The following is an 18,897-nucleotide window of genomic DNA, read 5'->3' on the forward strand; positions in this document are numbered from 1 at the left end:
TTTCAACCAACGCCCATCCTTGTCGCGGGAGTCCGACTTGAACAACTGGAATGACGGTTACGTCGTCGATATCGCCTATACCTATGGCTACTACCCGGGCATGAATCCGGCGCGCCTGCCGCTGGCCTTTGCTTTCCACGGCCTGCAGGCGCCGGCGGTGCAGACGGCCTGCGAGCTGGGCTTCGGCCAGGGCCTGTCGACCAACTTCCATGCGGCCGCCTCGGCCGTGCGCTGGTGGGGCAACGACTTCAATCCGCACCAGGCCGCCTTCGCCCAGGAGCTGGCCGCTGCCAGCGGCAGCGGTGCGCAGATGGAGGACTCCAGTTTCTCGCGCTTCTGTCGCCGCGACGACCTGCCCGATTTCGATTTCATCGCCCTGCATGGCATCTGGAGCTGGGTGTCGCAGGAGAACCGCGCCGTCATCTTCGATTTCATCGACCGCAAGCTCAAGCCGGGTGGCGTGCTCTACATCAGTTACAACACCCAGCCGGGCTGGTCGGCCTTCATGCCCCTGCGTGACCTGCTGGTCCAGCACACCCAGCAGGCCGGCAACGAGGAACAGGGCCTGCCCACGGCCGCGCGCATCGATGCCGCGCTGGCTTTTGCCGCGCGCATGTTCGAGGCTGACCCGGTCTATGCCCAGGCCAACCCGTTCATGCGCGACCGCCTCAAGCTCCTGCAGCAGCAAAGCCACAGCTACCTGGCCCACGAGTACTTCAATCGCGACTGGCATGCCGAGTCCTTTGCCGACATGCATCGCCAGCTGGCGCGGGCGGGCTTGCAGTTCGCCTGTTCCTCGCACTATGCCGATCACCTGGACATGGCCAACCTGACGCCGGCGCAACGCCAGCTGATACAGGAGATCGATGACCCGGTGCTGCTGCAGAGCGTGCGCGACTTCATGGTCAACCAGCAGTTCCGGCGTGATTATTGGGTACGCGGCGCGCAAGTCCTGGATGAGCGCCAGCGGGTCCAGGCACTGGCGCTGCAAAGCGTGGTGCTGCTGACCGAGCCTGACAAGGTACCGCTGACGATCCAGAACGTGGCCTCCGAGATCACCCTCAACCGCCTGATCTACGATCCCATCCTGCAGGCACTCTCGGACTACCAGCCCCATACCCTGGTGGACCTGGCCGCCTCGCTGGCGCATCGCAACCTGAACCTGGGGCAGGTACTCGATTCGGTGCTCATGCTGATCGGCACCGGGCATGCCGCGCCCTTGCCGGCCGAGGCCGATGCCGCCACGCGCGCGCAGGTGGCGCGACGTACCGACGCGCTCAACGCCTACCTGCTGCAGCGCGCCGCGCTGCCATTGCCGGTGGCCGACGCTGGGGATATCGGCCACCTGGTCAGTCCGGTCACAGGCGGAGGGGTACGGGTCGATCGCATCGAGCAACTGTTCCTGCTGGCCCGCCAGGACTGCGGCGACGATATCGATGCCTGGCCAGCCCAGGTCTGGCGCCATATCGCCGCCCAGGGCAAGCGCCTGGTGCGCGAGGGCGTGCGGCTCGAAGGCGAGGCCGAGAACCTGGCCGAGCTGGCCACCCAGGCCCGTCTGTTTGCCCGCACCCGCCTGCCTCTGCTGCGTGCCTTGCAGGTGGCCTGAGCACCCGGCACGGGCCTTGCGGCGCCCGGCGGCGCAAGTGTGCATTGCATCACCGGGCCTGAGCCTGTAGGATTTCGCGTGTCCGGTATTGCCGGGCGTCATTGTCACGCCCGGCGTTTGCCCAGCTTCTTCCTGCCCTCGCCCGAAATATCTAGCCAAAGGAAAGTCGGTTTCCAGCCTATGTCACTGTCACAGAAACTCCATACCCGCCTGACGCTGGCCACTGCGGCCGTCGTGCTTCTGACTGCCGTGGTGCTGACTGCGGAGGCGGAGCTGTCTTCCTCGGGGGGCGCGCCGCAAGGTCTGGTCATCACTGCCGTGGTCCTGGTGTTGCTGTCGGCGGTGCTGTCCTGGGGGCTGTTGCGCACCCTGCTGCACCCCTTGTCGGCGCTGGAGTCCAGCCTGGCCAGCCTGCAGCAGGAGCGCATACAACTGGTCGATGAGCGTGACGATGCCCGCCAGCACCTGGAAGAAATGGAAAAGACCCTGTCGCGCGTGGGCCTGGAAGACGCCCTGACCGGCCTGGCCAATCGCCGCCAGTTCGAGCGTGGCCTGCAGGAAGAATTCAACCGCGCGGCCCGTACCAACCTGTCGCTGGCGATCATCATGATCGACATCGATCGTTTCGACCAATACAACGAGCTGTATGGCCGCATGGCCGGCGACAAGGTGCTGCGCCGCGTGGGCAGCGCCATCCGCGATACCAACGTGCGTCCGGAAGACCTGCTCTCACGCTTCGGTACCCAGGAAATCGCGGTCCTGCTGCCTGGCTCCAAGCTGGAAGGCGCCCTGATCGTGGCCGAGCGTATCCGCAAGTCCATCGAGCTGCTCGACATCGCCCACAGCGCCAGCCCGACCGGTCGCGTGACCATCAGCATCGGTATCTCCTCGATCACGCCGCAGCGTCAGGTCGATGAACCCGATACCGTGCTGCGCGAGTCGGAGCAGGCACTGGAGCTGGCCAGGGCGGGTGGGCGTGATTGCATCCGTACCGTGGACGACGTCAGGAAATCCGCGGCATAGGCCCGAGCCTGCCCCCTGCGCCAGCCTGTGCGCAGGCAGAAACGACAATGCCGTCCGGTGCAAGCCGGACGGCATTTTTCATGGGGCAGGGCGTGGCTCAGTTCAGATCAGATCAGGGCTGATCCGGCCCCGGCACCAGGTACTTGGATTTGGCGCAATACATCTTGGCATTGGTATCGTTGTAGACGACCTTGCTGCCCGCCTGCGATTGCCGCATCGGATAGGCCGAATCGTCTTCGGGTGTGAAGCGGATGCCCAGCGCGTCCTTGATGGCATCGGTGAGCTTGACCGGCGTGGTCTTGAAATAGGCACCGATGAAATCGGCCTGGCTGCTGCTGTCGTTGACCAGGAAGTCGGTCGCCTGCATGCCCCACAGCGTGATGTTGGTGGCCTTGAACCAGTAGGCCCCGCCCTCGGTCTTGTAGGGCGGGCCGAAGGCGGCCGAGAGGTAGTCGAAGAAATACTTGCTGTTGAGCTGGTTCAGGCACAGCAAGGCATTGCCGACCTCAATGCCGAAGCCGGGCTGGGGTTGCGGAGGGGCCGCTTGCGCGGTCGGTGCGACGCTGGCCGAAACGGCCAGTACTAGCGCCGGCAGGCTCGTGGCCAGGCGACGTACGATGTTCAAGCGGACTCCCAGGAGATTGCCCGGCGGGCAAGTTGTCGGTGCGGCCAGCTGTTGCAGGCAATAGAGGCCAGGGAGTCGATTGTAGGGGGCTTTTGCTTATTTTTCCAATCAGCATGTTTTTTTGCAGCCGGATTCTCACCGGTTGCGCCGGATCACGCGGTCGCCGCGCGCCGACGGACCGCTGTGTACGTTGTCCTGCTGCGCCAGGTGGCCCAGCCCATCGAGGAAGGATGCAATCCCCGTGCCCTTGACCAGCACGCAGGGCTTGCCCAGCTTCTTGCAGGTGCTCTTGACCAGGTGGTAGGCGTTGTGGCTGATGTTGCCGGAGGCGCAGATGACGATGTCAGCCGCCGCCAGCATCGGTGTGAGACGGTGCAGATTGTCTTCCCGCCCGCCATCGTGATGAAGGAAACGGCCGTCACGGGTCTCGATCTCGGCGCGATAGTGATTGCGCGCGCCAGTCAGGCCGCCCACGCACAGCACACAGCGGTCGGCCAGCGAAACGGCAGCGGGAGCAGGGGGCGTGGCAGCGGCACGCGCGGAGGTGGCAGGTCGCATGGGCAGGGGGCTTGAGTAGATGACGAACCTAGCCTAAACCCTTCGCCTGCCGGCGCGAACGAATCAATCCGCAGCTTGATATGCGCTTTTCGCGTGTGCGTTCAGCCGCCGTTGCGGGCCTCGCTCCGCTTGCCGGACTGGCGCCGCATGGCGCGCACGAAGTCAGGCAGGCGGCGACCGTTGCGGTCGGGATAATGCCCCTCTTCGCTCATCTGCTGGACCCGGTCCAGCCGGAAGGAGCGGAAATCCTCGCGCGTCTCGCACCAGGCAGCCACCATCCAGGTGCCACCGAAGAAGGCCAGCGCCAGCGGCCAGACCACGCGCCGGGTGCTGCGCTGCTGGGCATCGCAGTAGTCCAGCCGCAGCTTGTGGCGGCTGCCGATGGCCTGGCGGATGGCTTCCAGTCGTTCGCCCTGCCCGCAGTCATCCTCGACGGCAGGCGCAAACAGCGGCGTGGCCTCGACGAAATCGCGCTTTTCCTTGGGCAGTGCCAGCACCACCTTGGCCAGCGCCGAGGCCGCCGAGGCGCCCAGCTGCGGGCCGCCCCAGGCCTGCACCATGCGCATGCCGATCACCAGGGCGTCGATTTCATCGGCATTGAACATCAGCGGCGGCAGGTCGAAACCTGGCTTGATGCGATAGCCCACGCCGGCCTCGCCATCGACCGGCACGCCCGACAGCGACAGGTCGCGGATATCGCGGTAGACCGTGCGCTCGGACACCGCCAGCCACTGGGCCAGCTGGCGTGCAGTGGTGAGGCGGCGTCCGCGCAGGTACTGGGTGATCTGGAACAGGCGGTCGGCTCGACGCATGGCAGCTGGGCAGGGAAAAGATGCGCGCCATTCTGGCATGCATGCGGCGGGGTCGCCACAGACTTTGATGCTGCTGTGCAATGCATGGCCGCCGCCGCTGGGTGGGGATCGTGTCAGTTCATCGCATGCAGCGCCACGCGATTGCCTTCGGTATCGATGAACTGGGCGATGTAGCCGATATCCTTGGGCAGCTGGGTGCGTTCCATGGCGATCTTGCCACCGGCGGCCTCGACCCGGTCCAACAGGACCTGGATGGAGGGGCCGGCATCGAGATAGACCAGGGTGCCCTGCGTCGAGGGCTCGATCCAGTTGCCACCGGTCAGGCAGCCGGAGGACTGGCCGTTGTCACGCATGAAGATGGCCAGCGGCATGCCTTCGGAGACGGTCTCCTGGCGCAGCGTGGTGGCGAAGACGTTTTCGTAGAAGCGGGTGGCGCGTTGCAGGTCCTTGGTGGCGATCTCGAACCAGTTGACTTGGGTTTGCATGGTGTTCTTCCTTTTCTCTCGGGTTGATGGAGGGTGCATGCCCTGTGGCATGGACGGCATCATGCGCGAGGGCTACTGACAACGTGGTGTCAGTAGCCCTCGCGCCGGGAGAAAAAGAAGGAGCTAGCCTCAGCGTCCCGAGGCCAGGGCCCCAGCCTGCTGCTGCTGAGGCTGGGCGTCGGTATGGTCCTGGCGGGCGGCGTAACGGCGTGCCAGCACCGCGCACAGCATGAGCTGCATCTGGTGGAACAGCATGATGGGCAGCAGCACCACGGCCGCGCCACTGCCGGCAAACAGCACCGAGGCGATGGGAATGCCCGAGGCCAGCGATTTCTTGGAGCCGCAGAACACCAGCACGATCTCGTCGCCCAGCGGCATCTTCAGCGCCCTGGCGCCATAGGTGGTGATGAGCAGCACCGCACCCAGCAACACCGCATTGACCAGCACCAGCACGGCCAGCTGGGCAGGCGGGAACAGGTGCCAGATGCCCTGTGCGACGGCAGCGCTGAAGGCGGCATAGACCGAGAGCAGGATACCGCCGCGATCGACCACGTTGACGATCACCTTGTGGCGATTGATCCAGGCGCCGATCCAGGGACGCAGCACGTTGCCCAGCACGAAGGGCAGCAGCAGTTGCAGCAGGATGCTCAGCACCTGCGAGAGGCCATTGCCCTCGTGATGACGGTGCAGCAGCAGCGTCACCAGGAGCGGCGTGATCAGGATGCCCAGCAGGTTGGAGGCGGTGGCGCCACAGATGGCGGCTGGCACGTTGCCGCGCGCAATCGAAGTGAAGCCGATGGAGGATTGCACGGTGGAGGAGAGCGTACAGACGAACAGCACGCCCATCCACAATTGCGGCGTCAGCAGGCCGGGGGCGACACTCTTCAGGGCCAGGCCCAGCAGCGGGAACAGGACGAAGGTCGAGGCCAGCGTCAGCAGGTGCAGCCGGGGTTGCTTGAGACCCGACAGCGCCGCCTCGCGCGAGAGCTTGGCACCGTGCAGGAAGAACAGCAGCGAGATGGCCACGTTGCTGGCCACGTGCATGAATTGCTCGAAAGCCCCGGTGGCCGGGAACAGGGTGGCCAGCAGCACGGTGCCGATGAGCAACTGGGTGAAACGGTCGGGAAGGAAGCGGTTCATGATCTGCAGTGGAGACGATGGAGGATGGAGGATGGCTTTGTCCAGATGATAGGAAAAGCCACGGCCATCGGGAACCCCTTTGATCACGTTGACTGCCATCGGAAAAGCCGATGATAATGCCCGCATGCTCAATCCTGTCTGGTTGCAGACCTTCACCACCGCCGCCGCCTCGGCCAGTTTCACCGAGGCCGGGCGCCAGCTCGGCCTGACGCAATCCAGCGTCAGCGACCACATCCGCCGGCTTGAAGAGAGCCTGGGGCGGCGCCTGTTCGTGCGCGATACCCACTCGCTGGCACTGACCGCCGATGGCGAGAGCCTGCTGGTGCATGCCCGTCTGATCCTGCAGGCGCATGCCCGTGCCGAGGCCCAGTTCAGCGCGCCGCGCCTGCGCGGGCGGGTGCGTTTCGGCACCTCCGACGACCTCGCCATGGGGCCGCTGCCAGACATGCTGGCAGCCTTTCGCAGCCAGCACCCGGAAGTGGAGCTGGAGATCACCATCGGCCTCACCAATGAGCTCTATGCCTCGCTGGACCAGGGCAAGCTGGACCTGCTGGTCGGCAAGCGACGCGCCGGCGAGGCGCGCGGTCACAGCATGTTTTCCACCCCGATGCAGTGGCTCACGCGTCCCGATACCCTGGTCGACCTGTCCGAGCCCTTGCCGCTGATCCTCCTGCCCGAACCCAGCATCACCCGCGCAGCCACCCTGCAGGCGCTGGGCAAGTCCGGCCATCACTGGCGCATCGTCTGCACCAGCGGCAGTCATGCCGGCTGCATGGCGGCGGCGCGCGGCGGCCTGGGCCTGGCGGCCCTGCCGCAGCACCTGGGCTCGCGTGACCTGGTGCCGCCGGTCAATCTTGCGGCGCTGCCGCGCCTGCCTGATGTGGAATATGTGGCGCTGACGGCGCGACGACTGTCACGCCCGGCCGATACGCTGTATCAGATCCTGATGGCCAGCCGCCTCAGTCGCGGCTGATCCGCTGCGCTCAGGCGGCGTCCACCACCAGCTCCGGCCGGTCCAGCGCGCGGATGCGGCGGTCGACGAAATAGCCGCCGGCTTCCATGTAGCGCAGCAGATGGCGTCCGCATTGCTGGCAGCGGGCGATGTTGCAGCGATTGTAGGGATACCAGGCCGGCGCGATGGGTGCCTCCGGCGAGGCATAGCGGGTGCCGTCGGGATGGTATTCGGTGAAGGTCGGTTCGTCGTAGGGATCGACGATGAGCGTGGCGATATCGGCCAGCTGGGTTTCCGGCAGCGACAGCGGCAGGCTGATCCAGCCGCTGCTGTCGACGCTGCGGCAATTGCAGTCCTGCGTGATGGCGGCGCTTTGCCGGGCCAGTGCGCGCAACTGGTCCAGATCGGGGCGGGGGAGGGTATCTTGCATGGGAGCTTGTCGGGGTGGGGTGTGGATAAGTCCATCCCCTGGGGCGCAGGATGACTTATCCACAGCGAAGCCGCAGCCTCACTTCTTCGGGTTGTAGCGGATATCGCCTTCGAACAGTTGCGCCGTTCCGCCGGCCAGGTCGGACTGCACCGGCCAGGCTTCATGACCGATACGCAATTCCGTGCCTTCGTAGACGGCCTTGGCGACGATGATGCGGGCATCCTCGGCGGCGACCATGCCTTCCTTCATCTGGCTGACTTCTTCCAGCAGCACCTTGACCTCGTAGGCCAGCGCCTTGCGCTTGTCGCTGGTCTCGAAGAGGATTTCCGGCGTGGCCTTCTCGGGATTGAGCTTGTAGTAGCTTTGCTGCTTGATGGTGCGGTCCAGCTCGGCCACCTTGCGGGTGTACTCCTGTTCCTTGATGGCGATCTTCTCTTCCAGGTAGGGATCCAGGCCGACCTGCACGCGGGTATGGGTGGTGGTCGCGGCGCCGATGACATTGGCGCGGATGATGTTGGTGGCTTCGACGCGTCCGCCGATGATGTGGCCGGTGCGCGGGTTGCCCTTGCCGACCGTGATCTCGTCACCGGCCAGCAGTTCACAGTGGCGCGCATTGCCCAGCACGAGGATATTCTCGGCGGCCTCGATATGGGCGCTCTCGGCGAACATCACCTGCACCGATTTCTGCGAGCTGATGCGCGAGGCGATGGCCGTGGTACCGGCCTGCGCGGTCACGCCTTCGCTATGGCCGATCACCCCGCCCTTGACCACCACATTGCCGCCGGCCACGATCTCGGCGGCTTCGACGGTGCCGTTGACGACCACGTCGCCGCCCACATGCATCTTCATGCCGGTGAGCACGTCGCCGGAGACACGCACGGTGCCTTCGAAGGTGAGGTTGCCGGTGGAGAGATCGACGTTTTCCACATCGATGACCGGATTGACCTTCACGCCATTCTTGATCAGGGTAGGCTGGCCCGGCACCATCGCGATCAGCAGGTCCGGATCGTCGGGACTGGGTTCGGCGCCGATGCTTTCCTTGGCGAAGGTGACATCGGCGACGGGACGTGCCGGTACCTTGCCTCCACGGATATCGATGCCATCCTTGCCCGGCACCGGCGGCACGCGACGCATCAGCGGATCACCCACCGAGACCAGCAGGATGTGCGCCATGTCGGCATAGGAGACCACGGCATCCTCGTCGATATCGGAGAGCTCTTCTTCCTTTTCTTCCAGCAGGCTGTCGAAACGGGCCGGCTCGGCAGGCGTGGGCATGAGGCCCTGGGCCACCACCAGCTTGTTGCAGAAACCGGCCGACAGCGCCGCGCGCAATTGCTCATGCAGGATGCCGTAGGTAATGCCAGCGGCACGGATCGCATTGACCACCTCCACGCTCTTGGCGCGGCCCGCGTAAGGCGGTACCAGGGTCAGCGATGCGGTCATGAGGTCGTCGGCCACCTCCAGGGAAAACTCGCCATCGCGGCGTTCGGCGATGACCTGGGTCACGCTCTCCTTGGCATCTTCGGCCTTGCGCACGAAGCCATTGAGAATGGAATCCTGGAAAAACAGTTTGGTCAGTCCATGATCGGCCATGGCCTGCTTCAGGAAGGCCAGCGTCAGCGGCGGGAATCCGGCCGTCGGCGTAAAGGTTGCGCTCAGTTCGCCGCTGGCCCTGTCGAACGCAAACGACAACGGTTGCGGGGTTGCTTGGTTCATGCTGATCCTCGACCTCGATGAATTGCTGCACCGGAGACACCGGTTTCATCCCGCGCGCTGCTGCAGGCGGTGATGTTCATGCGCGGGGGAGAGTTGCGGTGCTGGCGTGGTCAACCCGCCACGCCGTACAGGGTTGAAAGTTTGCACACACGGACGAAATCATCGACCATAGCCCCCCCTGGCGACATACGGCTGACATTGTGATGTGGCAGGATGATCCAGCAATTTCTTCTATTGCACAAGGTTTGCCGTCAAATGCTCTAGATTAGGCTCTTAAAGTTATTTTTATGTTAAGTACCCAAATAGACGATTTCAAGGATGACGATGCACGTCATCGGGCTGGCCGCATCAGCACCCTGGTCAGCATCGTGGTCAACATCGTGCTGGTGTTGTTGCAGATCACCGCGGGCCTGTTCACGGGCTCGCAGGCATTGATTGCCGATGGCATCCATTCGCTCACCGATCTGGTGTCGGATTTCGTCGTGCTGCTGGCCGGCCACCATAGTCGCAAGCAGGCCGACGAAGACCACCAGTACGGCCACCAGCGTTACGAGACAGCGGCCTCGCTGGCGCTGGGCGCACTGCTGCTGGCAGTTGGCATCGGCATGCTGGTCACGGCCGCCCACAAGATCCAGGACTATGGTCATACGCCGCCGGTCCATGTGGCGGCGCTGTGGGTGGCCCTGGTGGCCCTGCTGTCCAAGGAACTGCTGTTCCGCTACATGCTGCGCATTGCCCAGCGCGTGCGTTCCAGCCTGCTGGTGGCCAATGCCTGGCATGCCCGTTCCGACGCGGCCTCCTCACTGGTGGTGGCGCTGGGCATCGTGGGCAACCTGGCCGGCTTCACGCTGCTCGATCCGGTGGCCGCCGCCGTGGTGGGCCTGATGGTGTCGCGCACCGGCTGGGGATTTTTCTGGAGCGCGCTCAACGACCTGATGGACCGCGCCGTCTCGACCGAGGAAACCCTGGCCATCCGCACCACCCTGATGACCACGCCCGGCGTGCAGGGCCTGCACGACCTGCGCACGCGTCGCATGGGCGACATGACACTGGTGGACGTGCACCTGGAAATCGACGGCGAGATCACCGTCACCGAAGGACACGCCATCGCCACCGCCGCGCGCCAGCGGGTGCTGGATGCGCACCCCGTGCTGGACGTGATGACCCACGTCGATCCGGTCGGGCATCCGCCGCACTAGTTGGCGGTGAGACGCAGCGTGTCGACACGGGGCGTGCGTTGAGCTAAAGCTTTGCCGGGACCAGCCGTTAGAGGCGCTATCCCTGCTTTGTTGTCTTGCGCCCATGACCACTCTTGCACCGCTGCTGTCGGTACCGACCTATGTGACGCCGGCGTCCTCATCTTCTGCGGCCTCGTCGCCGGCGGCTGTCACGGCTACGCCCACAGCCAGCACCACCACGTCGCTGGGGCAGGCCGCGTCGCCCTCCCTTGCCCTGTATTCGTCCTCGGGCCTGCTGGATGGCACGTCCTCGCTGCCACGCGCCATCTGGGAAGCCCCGCAGACCGATGCCATTTCCACCCGCATGGCCGCCGACGCCAGTGCCGGCGACCTGGGCTCGCGCTGGAAGGGCCTGGGCCGGGCCATGATGGACCAGGCCACCCTGCTGGGTCCGGACAATGCCGCCTATTCACAATCGGTACTGGTGTCGGACCAAGCCCGTCAGGGCAGCAGCGGCGTCCAGGCGATCCTGCGCGACCAGTTGCATCACTTCGGCAGCAATGCTGTGAGCCTTTCGGTCAAGACGGCCTCGGGCGCGCAGGTCGAGTTGAGCCTGTCGTCCAATAGCGATGGCGTGGCGGTCGACGTCAAGCTGACGGCAGGCAAGCTCACCGATGACGAGCGCGCGGCCCTGGGCCAGCTGGGCGATGCCTTCGAGGCCGCCGTGCAGGGCCTGGCCGGGCAACCGCCCACGCTGTCGCTGTCCGGCCTGACCCAGTTCGACAGCAGCAAGCTGGCCTCCATCGATCTCAAGGCCAGTCTGTCCGGTGGCACCAGCGTGCAGTTCCACGCCGATGCCAGCCAGCGCAGCGTGGCACTGAGCAATACGGCCGGCAGCATGAAGGTGCAAGTCGATGCCGGCAAGGATGCCATCACCGGCAGCGCCGACCAGCGCCAGCGTGCCATCGCCAGCTACCTGCAGCAGTTCGACAGCGCTGCCAGCCGGGGGCATGCCGATGGCGGACTCACCTCGCTGTTCAAGGATGCCTTCTCGCAACTCAATGGCAGTGCCACGCCTGCCGGTGTTGCCAGTGCGGCCAGCGCCAGCCCGGCGCCGCTGCTCTCGGCCAGCAGCGATGACCGCAGCATGCTCTCGGGACTGGCCGACTTCACGGCCTCGATCACCGGGGCGACGTCCGCGCCCAATCCCCTGCACCATGACGAGGTCGACGGTTTCGACTACCAGGTCTCGCAGCACACCAGCCTTTCCGGCGCCAGCCAGGCCAATCGCGCCATCTCGCAGCAGAGCAGTTCCACGCTCAAGGCCTCCTACCACGAGTCCCTGCAGCCGGACCTGCCGCTGAAGCTGGATACCACGCGCCAGTCCCAGAACTACACCTATCACCAGATCAATGACCAGGCCAGCAGCCAGGTCGATATCGGCTACCACCTGGGCTATCTGGTGCAGGCGCAGGTGAGGCAGTCGGCCAGCCAGGATGCCAAGGTCAGCAAGTATGTGATGGGTGACCTGGTCAGCACGACCGACACGCCGTTGCAGGCGCAGATCGTGCGCGACTTCTCGGCCCAGTTGCAGGATGGCCGGGACGCGCGCGCTGGCGATGGTGATGGTGGCTCCCGCCAACGCCAGCTGATGGCGCAGATCGGGACCATGGGCCTGCTGCAGGGCGATCCGACGGCCGTGCGTGCGCATGGCACGCAGATAGTCGGCAGCTAGCAGCGGCGGGCCGGGACGACATGGCGGTAAATCGATACGTATCGTATCGCTGCGTCGTCGACTTGCCACATTCCTTCCTGCAACTTGTACAGCCCGCCCGCTATCGTTTAAAATCCGGGCTTCTCTTTGGGGAGTAGCCAGCTTCCGGGTCCACCGGAAGAGCCCGTGTCAACATTCTCGGCAACGTATTGCCGTGGCGCGGGTAGCCAATAGGTAGGCGAGACCATAGACGTTCCTGCGGCCAGGCTGGGCGCGCAGTTGCGTCCATGGACTTCGCCCGGCCAAGGAACCCCGTTCATGAATTTCCCCGCTCTCGTTCTCCTCGCGCTTGCGATGTCCACTGACGCCTTTGCGGCAGCCATCGGCAAGGGCGCCGCCATGCAGAAACCGCGCTTCCTGCAAGCCCTGCGCATCGGCCTGCTGTTCGGCGTGATCGAAGCCATCACCCCCCTGATCGGCTGGTTCGCCGGTTCCGTGGCGACCAAGTGGGTGGCGCAATGGGATCACTGGATCGCCTTCGTGCTCCTGCTGGTCCTGGGCCTGCGCATGATCCGCGAAGGCTGCAGCGAGGAGGAGGAAGAGGCCGAGGCCGGCCCGCAGAAGCAATCGGTGCTGATGCTGGCCCTGACCGCCGTGGCCACCAGCATCGACGCCATGGCCGTGGGTGTGGGCCTGGCCTTCATCGACGTCAATATCCTCGAAGCGGCCTTGCTGATCGGCCTGGCCACCACCACCATGGTCACCATCGGCGTGATGGTCGGTCGCGTGCTGGGCGGCATCATCGGCAAGCGCGCCGAGATCCTGGGCGGTGTGGTGCTGATCGGCGTGGGCGCGGCCATCCTCTACGAACACATGAGCCGCGTCGGCGGTTGATTCAGTCGCGCGGTGTGCTGGCGCGCGCCGCGCAATAGTCGGCCGCCATCAGGCGAAAGGCCGTCACGGCCGGATTGTCCTGGTCGCCGCGCCAGGCCATGCCCATCTCGGCACGCGGTGCATCGCCGGCCAGCGGGCGGAATTCCACCCGGTCGTAATGGAAGCGCTGCGCCGAGGCCGGCAGGATACCCACGCCCAGCCCGGCGCGCACCAGCGAGAGGATGGTGGGACTCTGGTCGATGTACTGGGTGAAGTCGGGTTTGACATCGGCCGCACCCAGCATGGCCATGATGCGGTCATAGAAATACTTGCCGTGGGTGGGAGAGTGCATGATGAAGGCCTGGCCATCGAGCTGCTGCGTGGCGATCTGCGCATGCTGGGCCAGGGCATGTCCCAGGGGCAGGGCCAGCACCAGCGGCTCGTCGTCCACCATCGTCATCTCCAGCGGCTGGCGCGAGGCCAGCGGGCGCAGGAAACCGATATCGATGGTATTGGCGCTGAAGGCTTCCAGCTGCGCCACCGAGATCAGCTCGAAGAGCACCACATCGATCTCCGGCAATTGCCGGCGCGCCTGCATCAGCAATTCGGGAATCAGTTCATAGCCGGCCGCGCCGGTGAAGCCCACGCGCACCCGTCCGGTCTTGCCCTGGCTGGCACGGCGCACCGTGCTCTCGGCCTGCTCGGACAATTGCAGCAGGCGCGAGGCATCGGCCAGGAACACCCGGCCCTCGGTGGTGAGCCGCACCGTGCGGCCCACGCGTTCGAACAATTGCACGCCCAGTTTGTGTTCCAGCAGGTGGATCTGCCGCGACAGCGGCGGCTGGGTCATGTTGAGCAGGGCGGCTGCGCGACGGAAATTGAGTTCGGTCGCGGCAACCACGAAACAGCGGACTTGGGCCAGGTCGAGCATGAGGAGATCGCAAGTAAGGGGGCGCCTGCATTATAGGCATGTGCGGCCCCCGTGCCGCAGTGGCTGGCGTCAGGTGGTGAGACTGCCGTCCGGACGTTGGCCGGCCAGGCCTTGCGCCAGGCTGGCCAGCACCATCTCGCCCATGGCCGTGCGCGACTCCACAGTGGCGCTGGCGCGGTGTGCCTGCAGGACCACCTGGTCCATCGTCAGCAGCGCGGCCGGCACATGGGGTTCATCGACGAAGACATCCAGGCCGGCGCCGGCGATGACGCCGCGTGTGAGCGCATCGACCAGGTCGCTTTCCACTACCAGCTTGCCGCGGGCGATATTGATGAGTACGCCTTCGCTGCCCAGGGCATCGAGCACGGCGGCGTTGACGATGCCCTGCGCGCGATCGGCAGCGGCGGCCAGCACCAGCACGTCGCTCTCGCGTGCCAGTTGCAGCAGTTCCGGCACGAAGCGGTGCGGCAGGTCGTCCATGGCGCGCAGGTCGGTATAGGCGATCGGGCAGCCGAAGGCGGCAGCGCGCTGGGCGATGGCGCGTCCCACCTTGCCCATGCCAACGATGCCCACGCGGCGGCCGCTCAGGCGGCGCGACAGGGGAATGGCGCCCGGATTGGGATGGCGCACCCAGTCGCCGCGCTGCACGAAGGCATGGCCCGGGCAGATCTGGCGCAACACGGTGAGCATCAGGCCGATGGCCAGGTCGGCCACGTCCTCGGTAAGCGCACCAAAGGTGCCGGTGACCGGCAAGCCCTTGCTGCGGGCGTGGTTCAGGTCCACCGCATCGGTGCCCACGCCATTGACGGCGACGACTTTGAGCGCCGGCAGGCTATCCATGAGCACATTGCTGATGCCGGTATGGCCGCCGGTGATGACGCCTTCGATGACCGCACCATGGCGGGCGATATAGGCATCCTTGTCCTCCTGCTCGAACAGCCGGTGCATGTGGTACAGGCTTTCCAGCTTGTCGTTGATGGCCGGGACCAGGATGGGATTGAGCTGCAACACGTGGCGTTTCATGGAAGGACTCCTTGTCTGTCGATGGCAATGCCGGCGGATGATGCGGTCAATCGGGCAGCACGTCCAATCCCAAAAGACTATCAATTGATACAGGAAATCGATTCACGAATTGAAGCAACATGGGCTCCCCATCGATTCAATCCGCACATCATCTGATAGCCATAAAGGATTGGACGCGGCCAGTGGGCGCGGCCATGATGCCCGGCATCGGCTGCCCAATATCCCCTTGAGGGAAACACAACAAAGCCAGCCCCATACCATGGAGACAAACGATGAGCCAAGTCGACGCCGCCGGCCCGCCCGGCAGCCGCCACGCCCCCGCAAGTGCCCCCGCCAGTGCCGCTGTCCGCCCGGCCAACGCCGCCGCCCTGCAGCAGAAACCGACCCGCTATCGCTGGGTCGTGATGGGGCTGATCTTCCTGATCTGGGCGGTGGCCTGCGCCGACCGTGCCAATTTCGGTATCGCCTTGCCCTACATGAAGAAGGAATATGGCATCAGCAATACCGAGGCCGGCCTGATCGTGAGCCTGTTTTCCTTTGCCTACGGCTTCGTGCAGATCCCGGTGGGCCTGATGTACAAGCGCCTGGGTGAAAAGACCACCGGCCTGCTGTTCTCGGTATTCATGCTGCTGACCTCGCTCTTCACCGGCCTGATGGGGACGACCTCCTCGGTACTGCTGCTGCAGCTGTACCGGGTCGGCCTGGGGCTGTCGGAAGGCCCGCTGGGCATCGGCTGCACCAATGTCATCAACCGCTGGTTCCCGCCCGAGGAAAAGGGCACCGCCACCGGCCTGTGGATCGCCGCCTCCAAGCTGGGGCCGCTGATCGTGCCGACGGTGTGCATCGTGGTCATCCAGCTGTGGGGCTGGCGCGAGATCTTCTATGTCTTTGCCGTGCCGGGCGTATTGCTGGCGATCCTGTGGATGTTCCTGGTGACCAATTCGCCGGCCGGTAACCGTTTCTGCAACGATGCCGAGCGCGCCTACATCAACCAGGAGCCGGTCGCGCCGGTCGCCACGGCCGGCAGCAAGCCCGCCACCGGCGCCCAGGTCACGGCCATGCCCTGGCTGGACGGCATCAACCGCACCCGCCGCGTGCCGCGCCTGGAAACCCTGCGCCAGGTCTTCACCTCCTGGAACGTGATCGGCGTGGCCCTGGGCTATGGCTGCATGATCGGCATCGCCAACATCTTCATGTCGTGGATGCCGACCTATCTGGTCACGGTCAAGGGCTTTGCCTCGGTCAAGATGGGCTTCCTGGCCTCGGCCCCCTTCATCGGCGCGGTGGCCGGCAACATGCTGGGCGGGGTGATTTCCGACCGGCTGCTGGGCGGTCGTCGCAAGCCCATGATGCTGCTGGGCGCGCTGGGTACGGCGGCGATGACGCTGCTGCTGGTGGAGGCCCCGGACAACGTCGCCTACCTGGGCGCGCTGCTGATGCTCTCGGGCCTGGCACTGGGCATCGGCTTTGCCGGCTACTCCGCCTATCCGATGGGGCTGGCCACCAAGTCCACCTACCCGACCGCCTTCGGCATCGTCAATTCGCTGGGCCAGATCGGCGGCGCCTGCGCCCCGCTGGCGGTGGGCATGCTGCTGGACCGTTATGACTGGACCAGTGTCTTCCTCTACATGGTCGGCACCTCGCTGCTGTGCCTGGTGCTGCTCCTGAGCGTGGTGGAACCGATCACGGTGAGGAAGGCGGGGGAGGCCGACTAGGCCGGCGCTGCCACGCTGGCTTGCGCCAGGAGAGATCGGCCCGCCATCGCGCGGGCCTTTCTTTTTATGGCGATTAATATCTTAAAGATATTAATTCGCATTGAATTATATATTGGACAAATGGTAGAGCCAGGGGCACTCTTATCGTCCGATTTTGTTCCCATTTCCCAAAGCAGCCCCTGAGGAGACACCCACCATGCCGACCTACCGTTCCCATACCACCACTCAAGGCCGCAACATGGCCGGCGCACGTGCCCTGTGGCGCGCCACCGGCATGAAGGATGGTGACTTCGACAAGCCCATCATTGCCGTGGTGAACTCCTTCACCCAGTTCGTGCCCGGCCACGTCCACCTGAAGGACCTGGGCCAGCTGGTGGCGCGCGAGATCGAGGCCGCCGGTGGCGTGGCCAAGGAATTCAACACCATCGCCGTCGATGACGGCATCGCCATGGGCCACGACGGCATGCTGTACTCGCTGCCCTCGCGCGACCTGATCGCCGACTCGGTCGAATACATGGTCAACGCCCACTGTGCCGACGCCATGGTGTGCATCTCCAACTGCGACAAGATCACCCCGGGCATGCTGATGGCCGCCATGCGCCTGAACATCCCCGTGGTCTTCGTCTCCGGTGGCCCGATGGAAGCCGGCAAGGTCATCAAGACCGTCAACGCCGACAAGAAGGTCATCAAGCTGGACCTGGTCGACGCCATGATCCAGGCCGGCGACAAGAACATCTCGGATGCCGACGTGGCCGAAGTGGAACGCTCGGCCTGTCCGACCTGCGGTTCCTGCTCGGGCATGTTCACCGCCAACTCGATGAACTGCCTGACCGAAGTGCTGGGCCTGTCGCTGCCGGGCAATGGCACCATCCTGGCGACGCACGCCGACCGCAAGGAACTGTTCCTGCGTGCCGGTCGCGTGATCGTCGAATTGGCCCGGCGCCACTACGAGCAGGACGACTACTCCATCCTGCCGCGCAACATCGCCACCAAGGCCACCTGGGAAAACGCCATGACCCTGGACGTCTCCATGGGCGGCTCCACCAACACCGTGCTGCACCTGCTGGCCGCAGCGCACGAAGCCAAGGTGGAATTCACCATGGCCGACATCGACCGCATCTCGCGCAAGGTGCCCTGCCTGTGCAAGGTCGCGCCGATGACCAACAAGTACCACATCGAAGACGTGCACCGCGCCGGCGGCATCATCTCCATCCTGGGCGAGCTGGCGCGCGCCGGCCTGCTGGACACCTCGCGTCCGACCGTGCACAGCAAGACCCTGGCTGAAGCCATCGAGAAATACGACATCCGCGTCTCCAGCGATCCGGCCGTGCACAAGCTGTTCCGCGCTGCACCCGGCGGCGTGCCGACCCAGACCGCGTTCTCGCAGGAAGAGCGCTTCGAGACCAGCGACCTGGATCGCACCAACGGCTGCATCCGCGACATCGAGCACGCCTACTCGCAAGACGGCGGCCTGGCGGTCCTGTACGGCAACATCGCCGAGAAGGGTTGCATCGTCAAGACTGCAGGCGTGGATGAAAGCATCCTCAAGTTCTCCGGCACCGCACGTGTGTTCGAGAGCCAGGACGCCGCCGTCGAAGGCATCCTGGGTGACAAGGTCAAGGCTGGTGACGTGGTCATCGTGCGTTACGAAGGCCCCAAGGGCGGCCCCGGCATGCAGGAGATGCTGTACCCGACCTCGTACATCAAGTCCAAGGGCCTGGGCAAGGCTTGCGCCCTGTTCACCGATGGCCGCTTCTCGGGCGGCTCCTCGGGTCTGGTGATCGGCCATGCCTCGCCGGAAGCGGCCGAAGGCGGCGCCATCGGCCTGGTCGAAGAAGGTGACCTGATCGACATCGACATCCCCAACCGCACCATCAACCTGCGCATCTCCGGTGACGACCTGGCCCAGCGCCGTGCCGCCATGGACGCGCGTGGCGAGGCAGCCTGGCAGCCGGGCAACCGCCAGCGCGTGGTGTCGCAGGCACTGCAAGCCTACGCGGCGCTGACCACCTCGGCCGATCGTGGCGCGGTGCGCGACCTGTCGCAACTGAAGCGCTGATCGGGGCGTTGACCAGGTAAGAAAAAAACCCGCGCAAGCGGGTTTTTTTTCGTCCGC

The 18,897-nt window shown here is 65.1% G+C and carries 17 protein-coding genes; 8 read left to right on the forward strand and 9 right to left on the reverse strand.

All coding sequences use genetic code 11. From position 1 onward, the window contains the following. Positions 1 to 37 precede the first annotated feature (37 nt). The gene (locus ACIPHN_RS09505) at positions 38 to 1,606 is read left to right on the forward strand and encodes a class I SAM-dependent methyltransferase (RefSeq protein ID WP_400435559.1); all 1,569 of its coding nucleotides are present in this window, start codon (positions 38 to 40) and stop codon (positions 1,604 to 1,606) included. Positions 1,607 to 1,786: 180 nt separating this feature from the next. Continuing rightward, positions 1,787 to 2,629 (forward strand): diguanylate cyclase, encoded by an 843-nt coding sequence (locus ACIPHN_RS09510; protein WP_400435560.1) that lies wholly within the window; start codon positions 1,787 to 1,789, stop codon positions 2,627 to 2,629. 112 nt (positions 2,630 to 2,741) lie between these two features. Here ACIPHN_RS09510 and ACIPHN_RS09515 read toward each other — a convergent pair whose 3' ends face one another. The 5 genes from ACIPHN_RS09515 to ACIPHN_RS09535 form a co-directional block, all read right to left on the reverse strand. Then, positions 2,742 to 3,254 carry a hypothetical protein gene (locus ACIPHN_RS09515; protein WP_400435562.1) on the reverse strand — a complete coding sequence of 171 codons (513 nt, stop codon included), beginning with the start codon at positions 3,252 to 3,254 and terminating at the stop codon, positions 2,742 to 2,744. Between the two features lie 135 nt (positions 3,255 to 3,389). After that, on the reverse strand, positions 3,390 to 3,812 hold the full coding sequence (locus ACIPHN_RS09520) for a DUF2325 domain-containing protein (protein ID WP_400435564.1): 423 nt from the start codon (positions 3,810 to 3,812) through the stop codon (positions 3,390 to 3,392). Between the two features lie 101 nt (positions 3,813 to 3,913). Continuing rightward, positions 3,914 to 4,624, reverse strand: a complete 711-nt coding sequence (locus ACIPHN_RS09525) for a helix-turn-helix transcriptional regulator (protein WP_400435565.1) — start codon at positions 4,622 to 4,624, stop codon at positions 3,914 to 3,916. Positions 4,625 to 4,737: 113 nt separating this feature from the next. Further along, positions 4,738 to 5,109 (reverse strand): VOC family protein, encoded by a 372-nt coding sequence (locus ACIPHN_RS09530; protein ID WP_400435567.1) that lies wholly within the window; start codon positions 5,107 to 5,109, stop codon positions 4,738 to 4,740. Between the two features lie 129 nt (positions 5,110 to 5,238). Then, positions 5,239 to 6,249, reverse strand: a complete 1,011-nt coding sequence (locus ACIPHN_RS09535; RefSeq protein ID WP_400435569.1) for a bile acid:sodium symporter family protein — start codon at positions 6,247 to 6,249, stop codon at positions 5,239 to 5,241. A 124-nt stretch (positions 6,250 to 6,373) separates the two neighbouring features. On the opposite strand from ACIPHN_RS09535, the gene ACIPHN_RS09540 reads away from it, so the two are divergent. Continuing rightward, the gene (locus ACIPHN_RS09540; protein ID WP_400435571.1) at positions 6,374 to 7,222 is read left to right on the forward strand and encodes a LysR family transcriptional regulator; all 849 of its coding nucleotides are present in this window, start codon (positions 6,374 to 6,376) and stop codon (positions 7,220 to 7,222) included. A 10-nt stretch (positions 7,223 to 7,232) separates the two neighbouring features. On the opposite strand, the gene ACIPHN_RS09545 is transcribed toward ACIPHN_RS09540, so the two are convergent. Next, on the reverse strand, positions 7,233 to 7,631 hold the full coding sequence (locus tag ACIPHN_RS09545; RefSeq protein WP_400435573.1) for a hypothetical protein: 399 nt from the start codon (positions 7,629 to 7,631) through the stop codon (positions 7,233 to 7,235). A gap of 78 nt (positions 7,632 to 7,709) precedes the next feature. After that, entirely contained in the window at positions 7,710 to 9,347 is a 1,638-nt protein-coding gene (locus tag ACIPHN_RS09550) for a DUF342 domain-containing protein (RefSeq protein ID WP_400435575.1), read from the reverse strand. Between the two features lie 287 nt (positions 9,348 to 9,634). Here ACIPHN_RS09550 and ACIPHN_RS09555 point away from each other — a divergent pair, with 287 nt between their 5' ends. The 3 genes from ACIPHN_RS09555 to mntP all read left to right on the forward strand — a co-directional run bounded on the left by ACIPHN_RS09555 (position 9,635) and on the right by mntP (position 13,133). Then, on the forward strand, positions 9,635 to 10,546 hold the full coding sequence (locus ACIPHN_RS09555; RefSeq protein WP_400435577.1) for a cation diffusion facilitator family transporter: 912 nt from the start codon (positions 9,635 to 9,637) through the stop codon (positions 10,544 to 10,546). Between the two features lie 103 nt (positions 10,547 to 10,649). Next, entirely contained in the window at positions 10,650 to 12,260 is a 1,611-nt protein-coding gene (locus ACIPHN_RS09560) for a hypothetical protein (protein ID WP_400435579.1), read from the forward strand. Between the two features lie 297 nt (positions 12,261 to 12,557). Further along, positions 12,558 to 13,133 (forward strand): manganese efflux pump MntP, encoded by a 576-nt coding sequence (mntP, locus tag ACIPHN_RS09565; protein WP_400435581.1) that lies wholly within the window; start codon positions 12,558 to 12,560, stop codon positions 13,131 to 13,133. Position 13,134: 1 nt separating this feature from the next. Here mntP and ACIPHN_RS09570 read toward each other — a convergent pair whose 3' ends face one another. Continuing rightward, the gene (locus ACIPHN_RS09570; RefSeq protein WP_400435582.1) at positions 13,135 to 14,043 is read right to left on the reverse strand and encodes a LysR family transcriptional regulator; all 909 of its coding nucleotides are present in this window, start codon (positions 14,041 to 14,043) and stop codon (positions 13,135 to 13,137) included. Between the two features lie 69 nt (positions 14,044 to 14,112). Then, the gene (locus tag ACIPHN_RS09575; protein ID WP_400435584.1) at positions 14,113 to 15,066 is read right to left on the reverse strand and encodes a 2-hydroxyacid dehydrogenase; all 954 of its coding nucleotides are present in this window, start codon (positions 15,064 to 15,066) and stop codon (positions 14,113 to 14,115) included. A 272-nt stretch (positions 15,067 to 15,338) separates the two neighbouring features. On the opposite strand from ACIPHN_RS09575, the gene ACIPHN_RS09580 reads away from it, so the two are divergent. Together ACIPHN_RS09580 and ilvD are read left to right on the forward strand one after the other, a co-directional pair. After that, positions 15,339 to 16,781, forward strand: coding sequence for an MFS transporter (locus ACIPHN_RS09580; RefSeq protein ID WP_400435586.1), 1,443 nt, complete (start codon positions 15,339 to 15,341; stop codon positions 16,779 to 16,781). 196 nt (positions 16,782 to 16,977) lie between these two features. Further along, positions 16,978 to 18,840 (forward strand): dihydroxy-acid dehydratase, encoded by a 1,863-nt coding sequence (ilvD, locus tag ACIPHN_RS09585; protein WP_400435587.1) that lies wholly within the window; start codon positions 16,978 to 16,980, stop codon positions 18,838 to 18,840. Positions 18,841 to 18,897 lie beyond the last annotated feature (57 nt).

Source organism: Herbaspirillum sp. NPDC087042 (assembly GCF_044745245.1).
Classification (GTDB): Bacteria; Pseudomonadota; Gammaproteobacteria; order Burkholderiales; family Burkholderiaceae_D; genus Herbaspirillum.

What these genes read in the sequence shown, in the direction of transcription:
- ACIPHN_RS09510 (WP_400435560.1), top strand. Translation starts at nt 1,787, where the DNA reads ATGTCACTGTCACAGAAACTCCATACCCGCCTGACGCTGGCCACTGCG.
- ACIPHN_RS09520 (WP_400435564.1), bottom strand. Translation starts at nt 3,812, where the DNA reads ATGCGACCTGCCACCTCCGCGCGTGCCGCTGCCACGCCCCCTGCTCCC.
- ACIPHN_RS09525 (WP_400435565.1), bottom strand. Translation starts at nt 4,624, where the DNA reads ATGCGTCGAGCCGACCGCCTGTTCCAGATCACCCAGTACCTGCGCGGA.
- ACIPHN_RS09530 (WP_400435567.1), bottom strand. Translation starts at nt 5,109, where the DNA reads ATGCAAACCCAAGTCAACTGGTTCGAGATCGCCACCAAGGACCTGCAA.
- ACIPHN_RS09535 (WP_400435569.1), bottom strand. Translation starts at nt 6,249, where the DNA reads ATGAACCGCTTCCTTCCCGACCGTTTCACCCAGTTGCTCATCGGCACC.
- ACIPHN_RS09540 (WP_400435571.1), top strand. Translation starts at nt 6,374, where the DNA reads ATGCTCAATCCTGTCTGGTTGCAGACCTTCACCACCGCCGCCGCCTCG.
- ACIPHN_RS09545 (WP_400435573.1), bottom strand. Translation starts at nt 7,631, where the DNA reads ATGCAAGATACCCTCCCCCGCCCCGATCTGGACCAGTTGCGCGCACTG.
- ACIPHN_RS09550 (WP_400435575.1), bottom strand. Translation starts at nt 9,347, where the DNA reads ATGAACCAAGCAACCCCGCAACCGTTGTCGTTTGCGTTCGACAGGGCC.
- ACIPHN_RS09555 (WP_400435577.1), top strand. Translation starts at nt 9,635, where the DNA reads ATGTTAAGTACCCAAATAGACGATTTCAAGGATGACGATGCACGTCAT.
- ACIPHN_RS09560 (WP_400435579.1), top strand. Translation starts at nt 10,650, where the DNA reads ATGACCACTCTTGCACCGCTGCTGTCGGTACCGACCTATGTGACGCCG.
- mntP (WP_400435581.1), top strand. Translation starts at nt 12,558, where the DNA reads ATGAATTTCCCCGCTCTCGTTCTCCTCGCGCTTGCGATGTCCACTGAC.
- ACIPHN_RS09570 (WP_400435582.1), bottom strand. Translation starts at nt 14,043, where the DNA reads ATGCTCGACCTGGCCCAAGTCCGCTGTTTCGTGGTTGCCGCGACCGAA.
- ACIPHN_RS09575 (WP_400435584.1), bottom strand. Translation starts at nt 15,066, where the DNA reads ATGAAACGCCACGTGTTGCAGCTCAATCCCATCCTGGTCCCGGCCATC.
- ACIPHN_RS09580 (WP_400435586.1), top strand. Translation starts at nt 15,339, where the DNA reads ATGAGCCAAGTCGACGCCGCCGGCCCGCCCGGCAGCCGCCACGCCCCC.
- ilvD (WP_400435587.1), top strand. Translation starts at nt 16,978, where the DNA reads ATGCCGACCTACCGTTCCCATACCACCACTCAAGGCCGCAACATGGCC.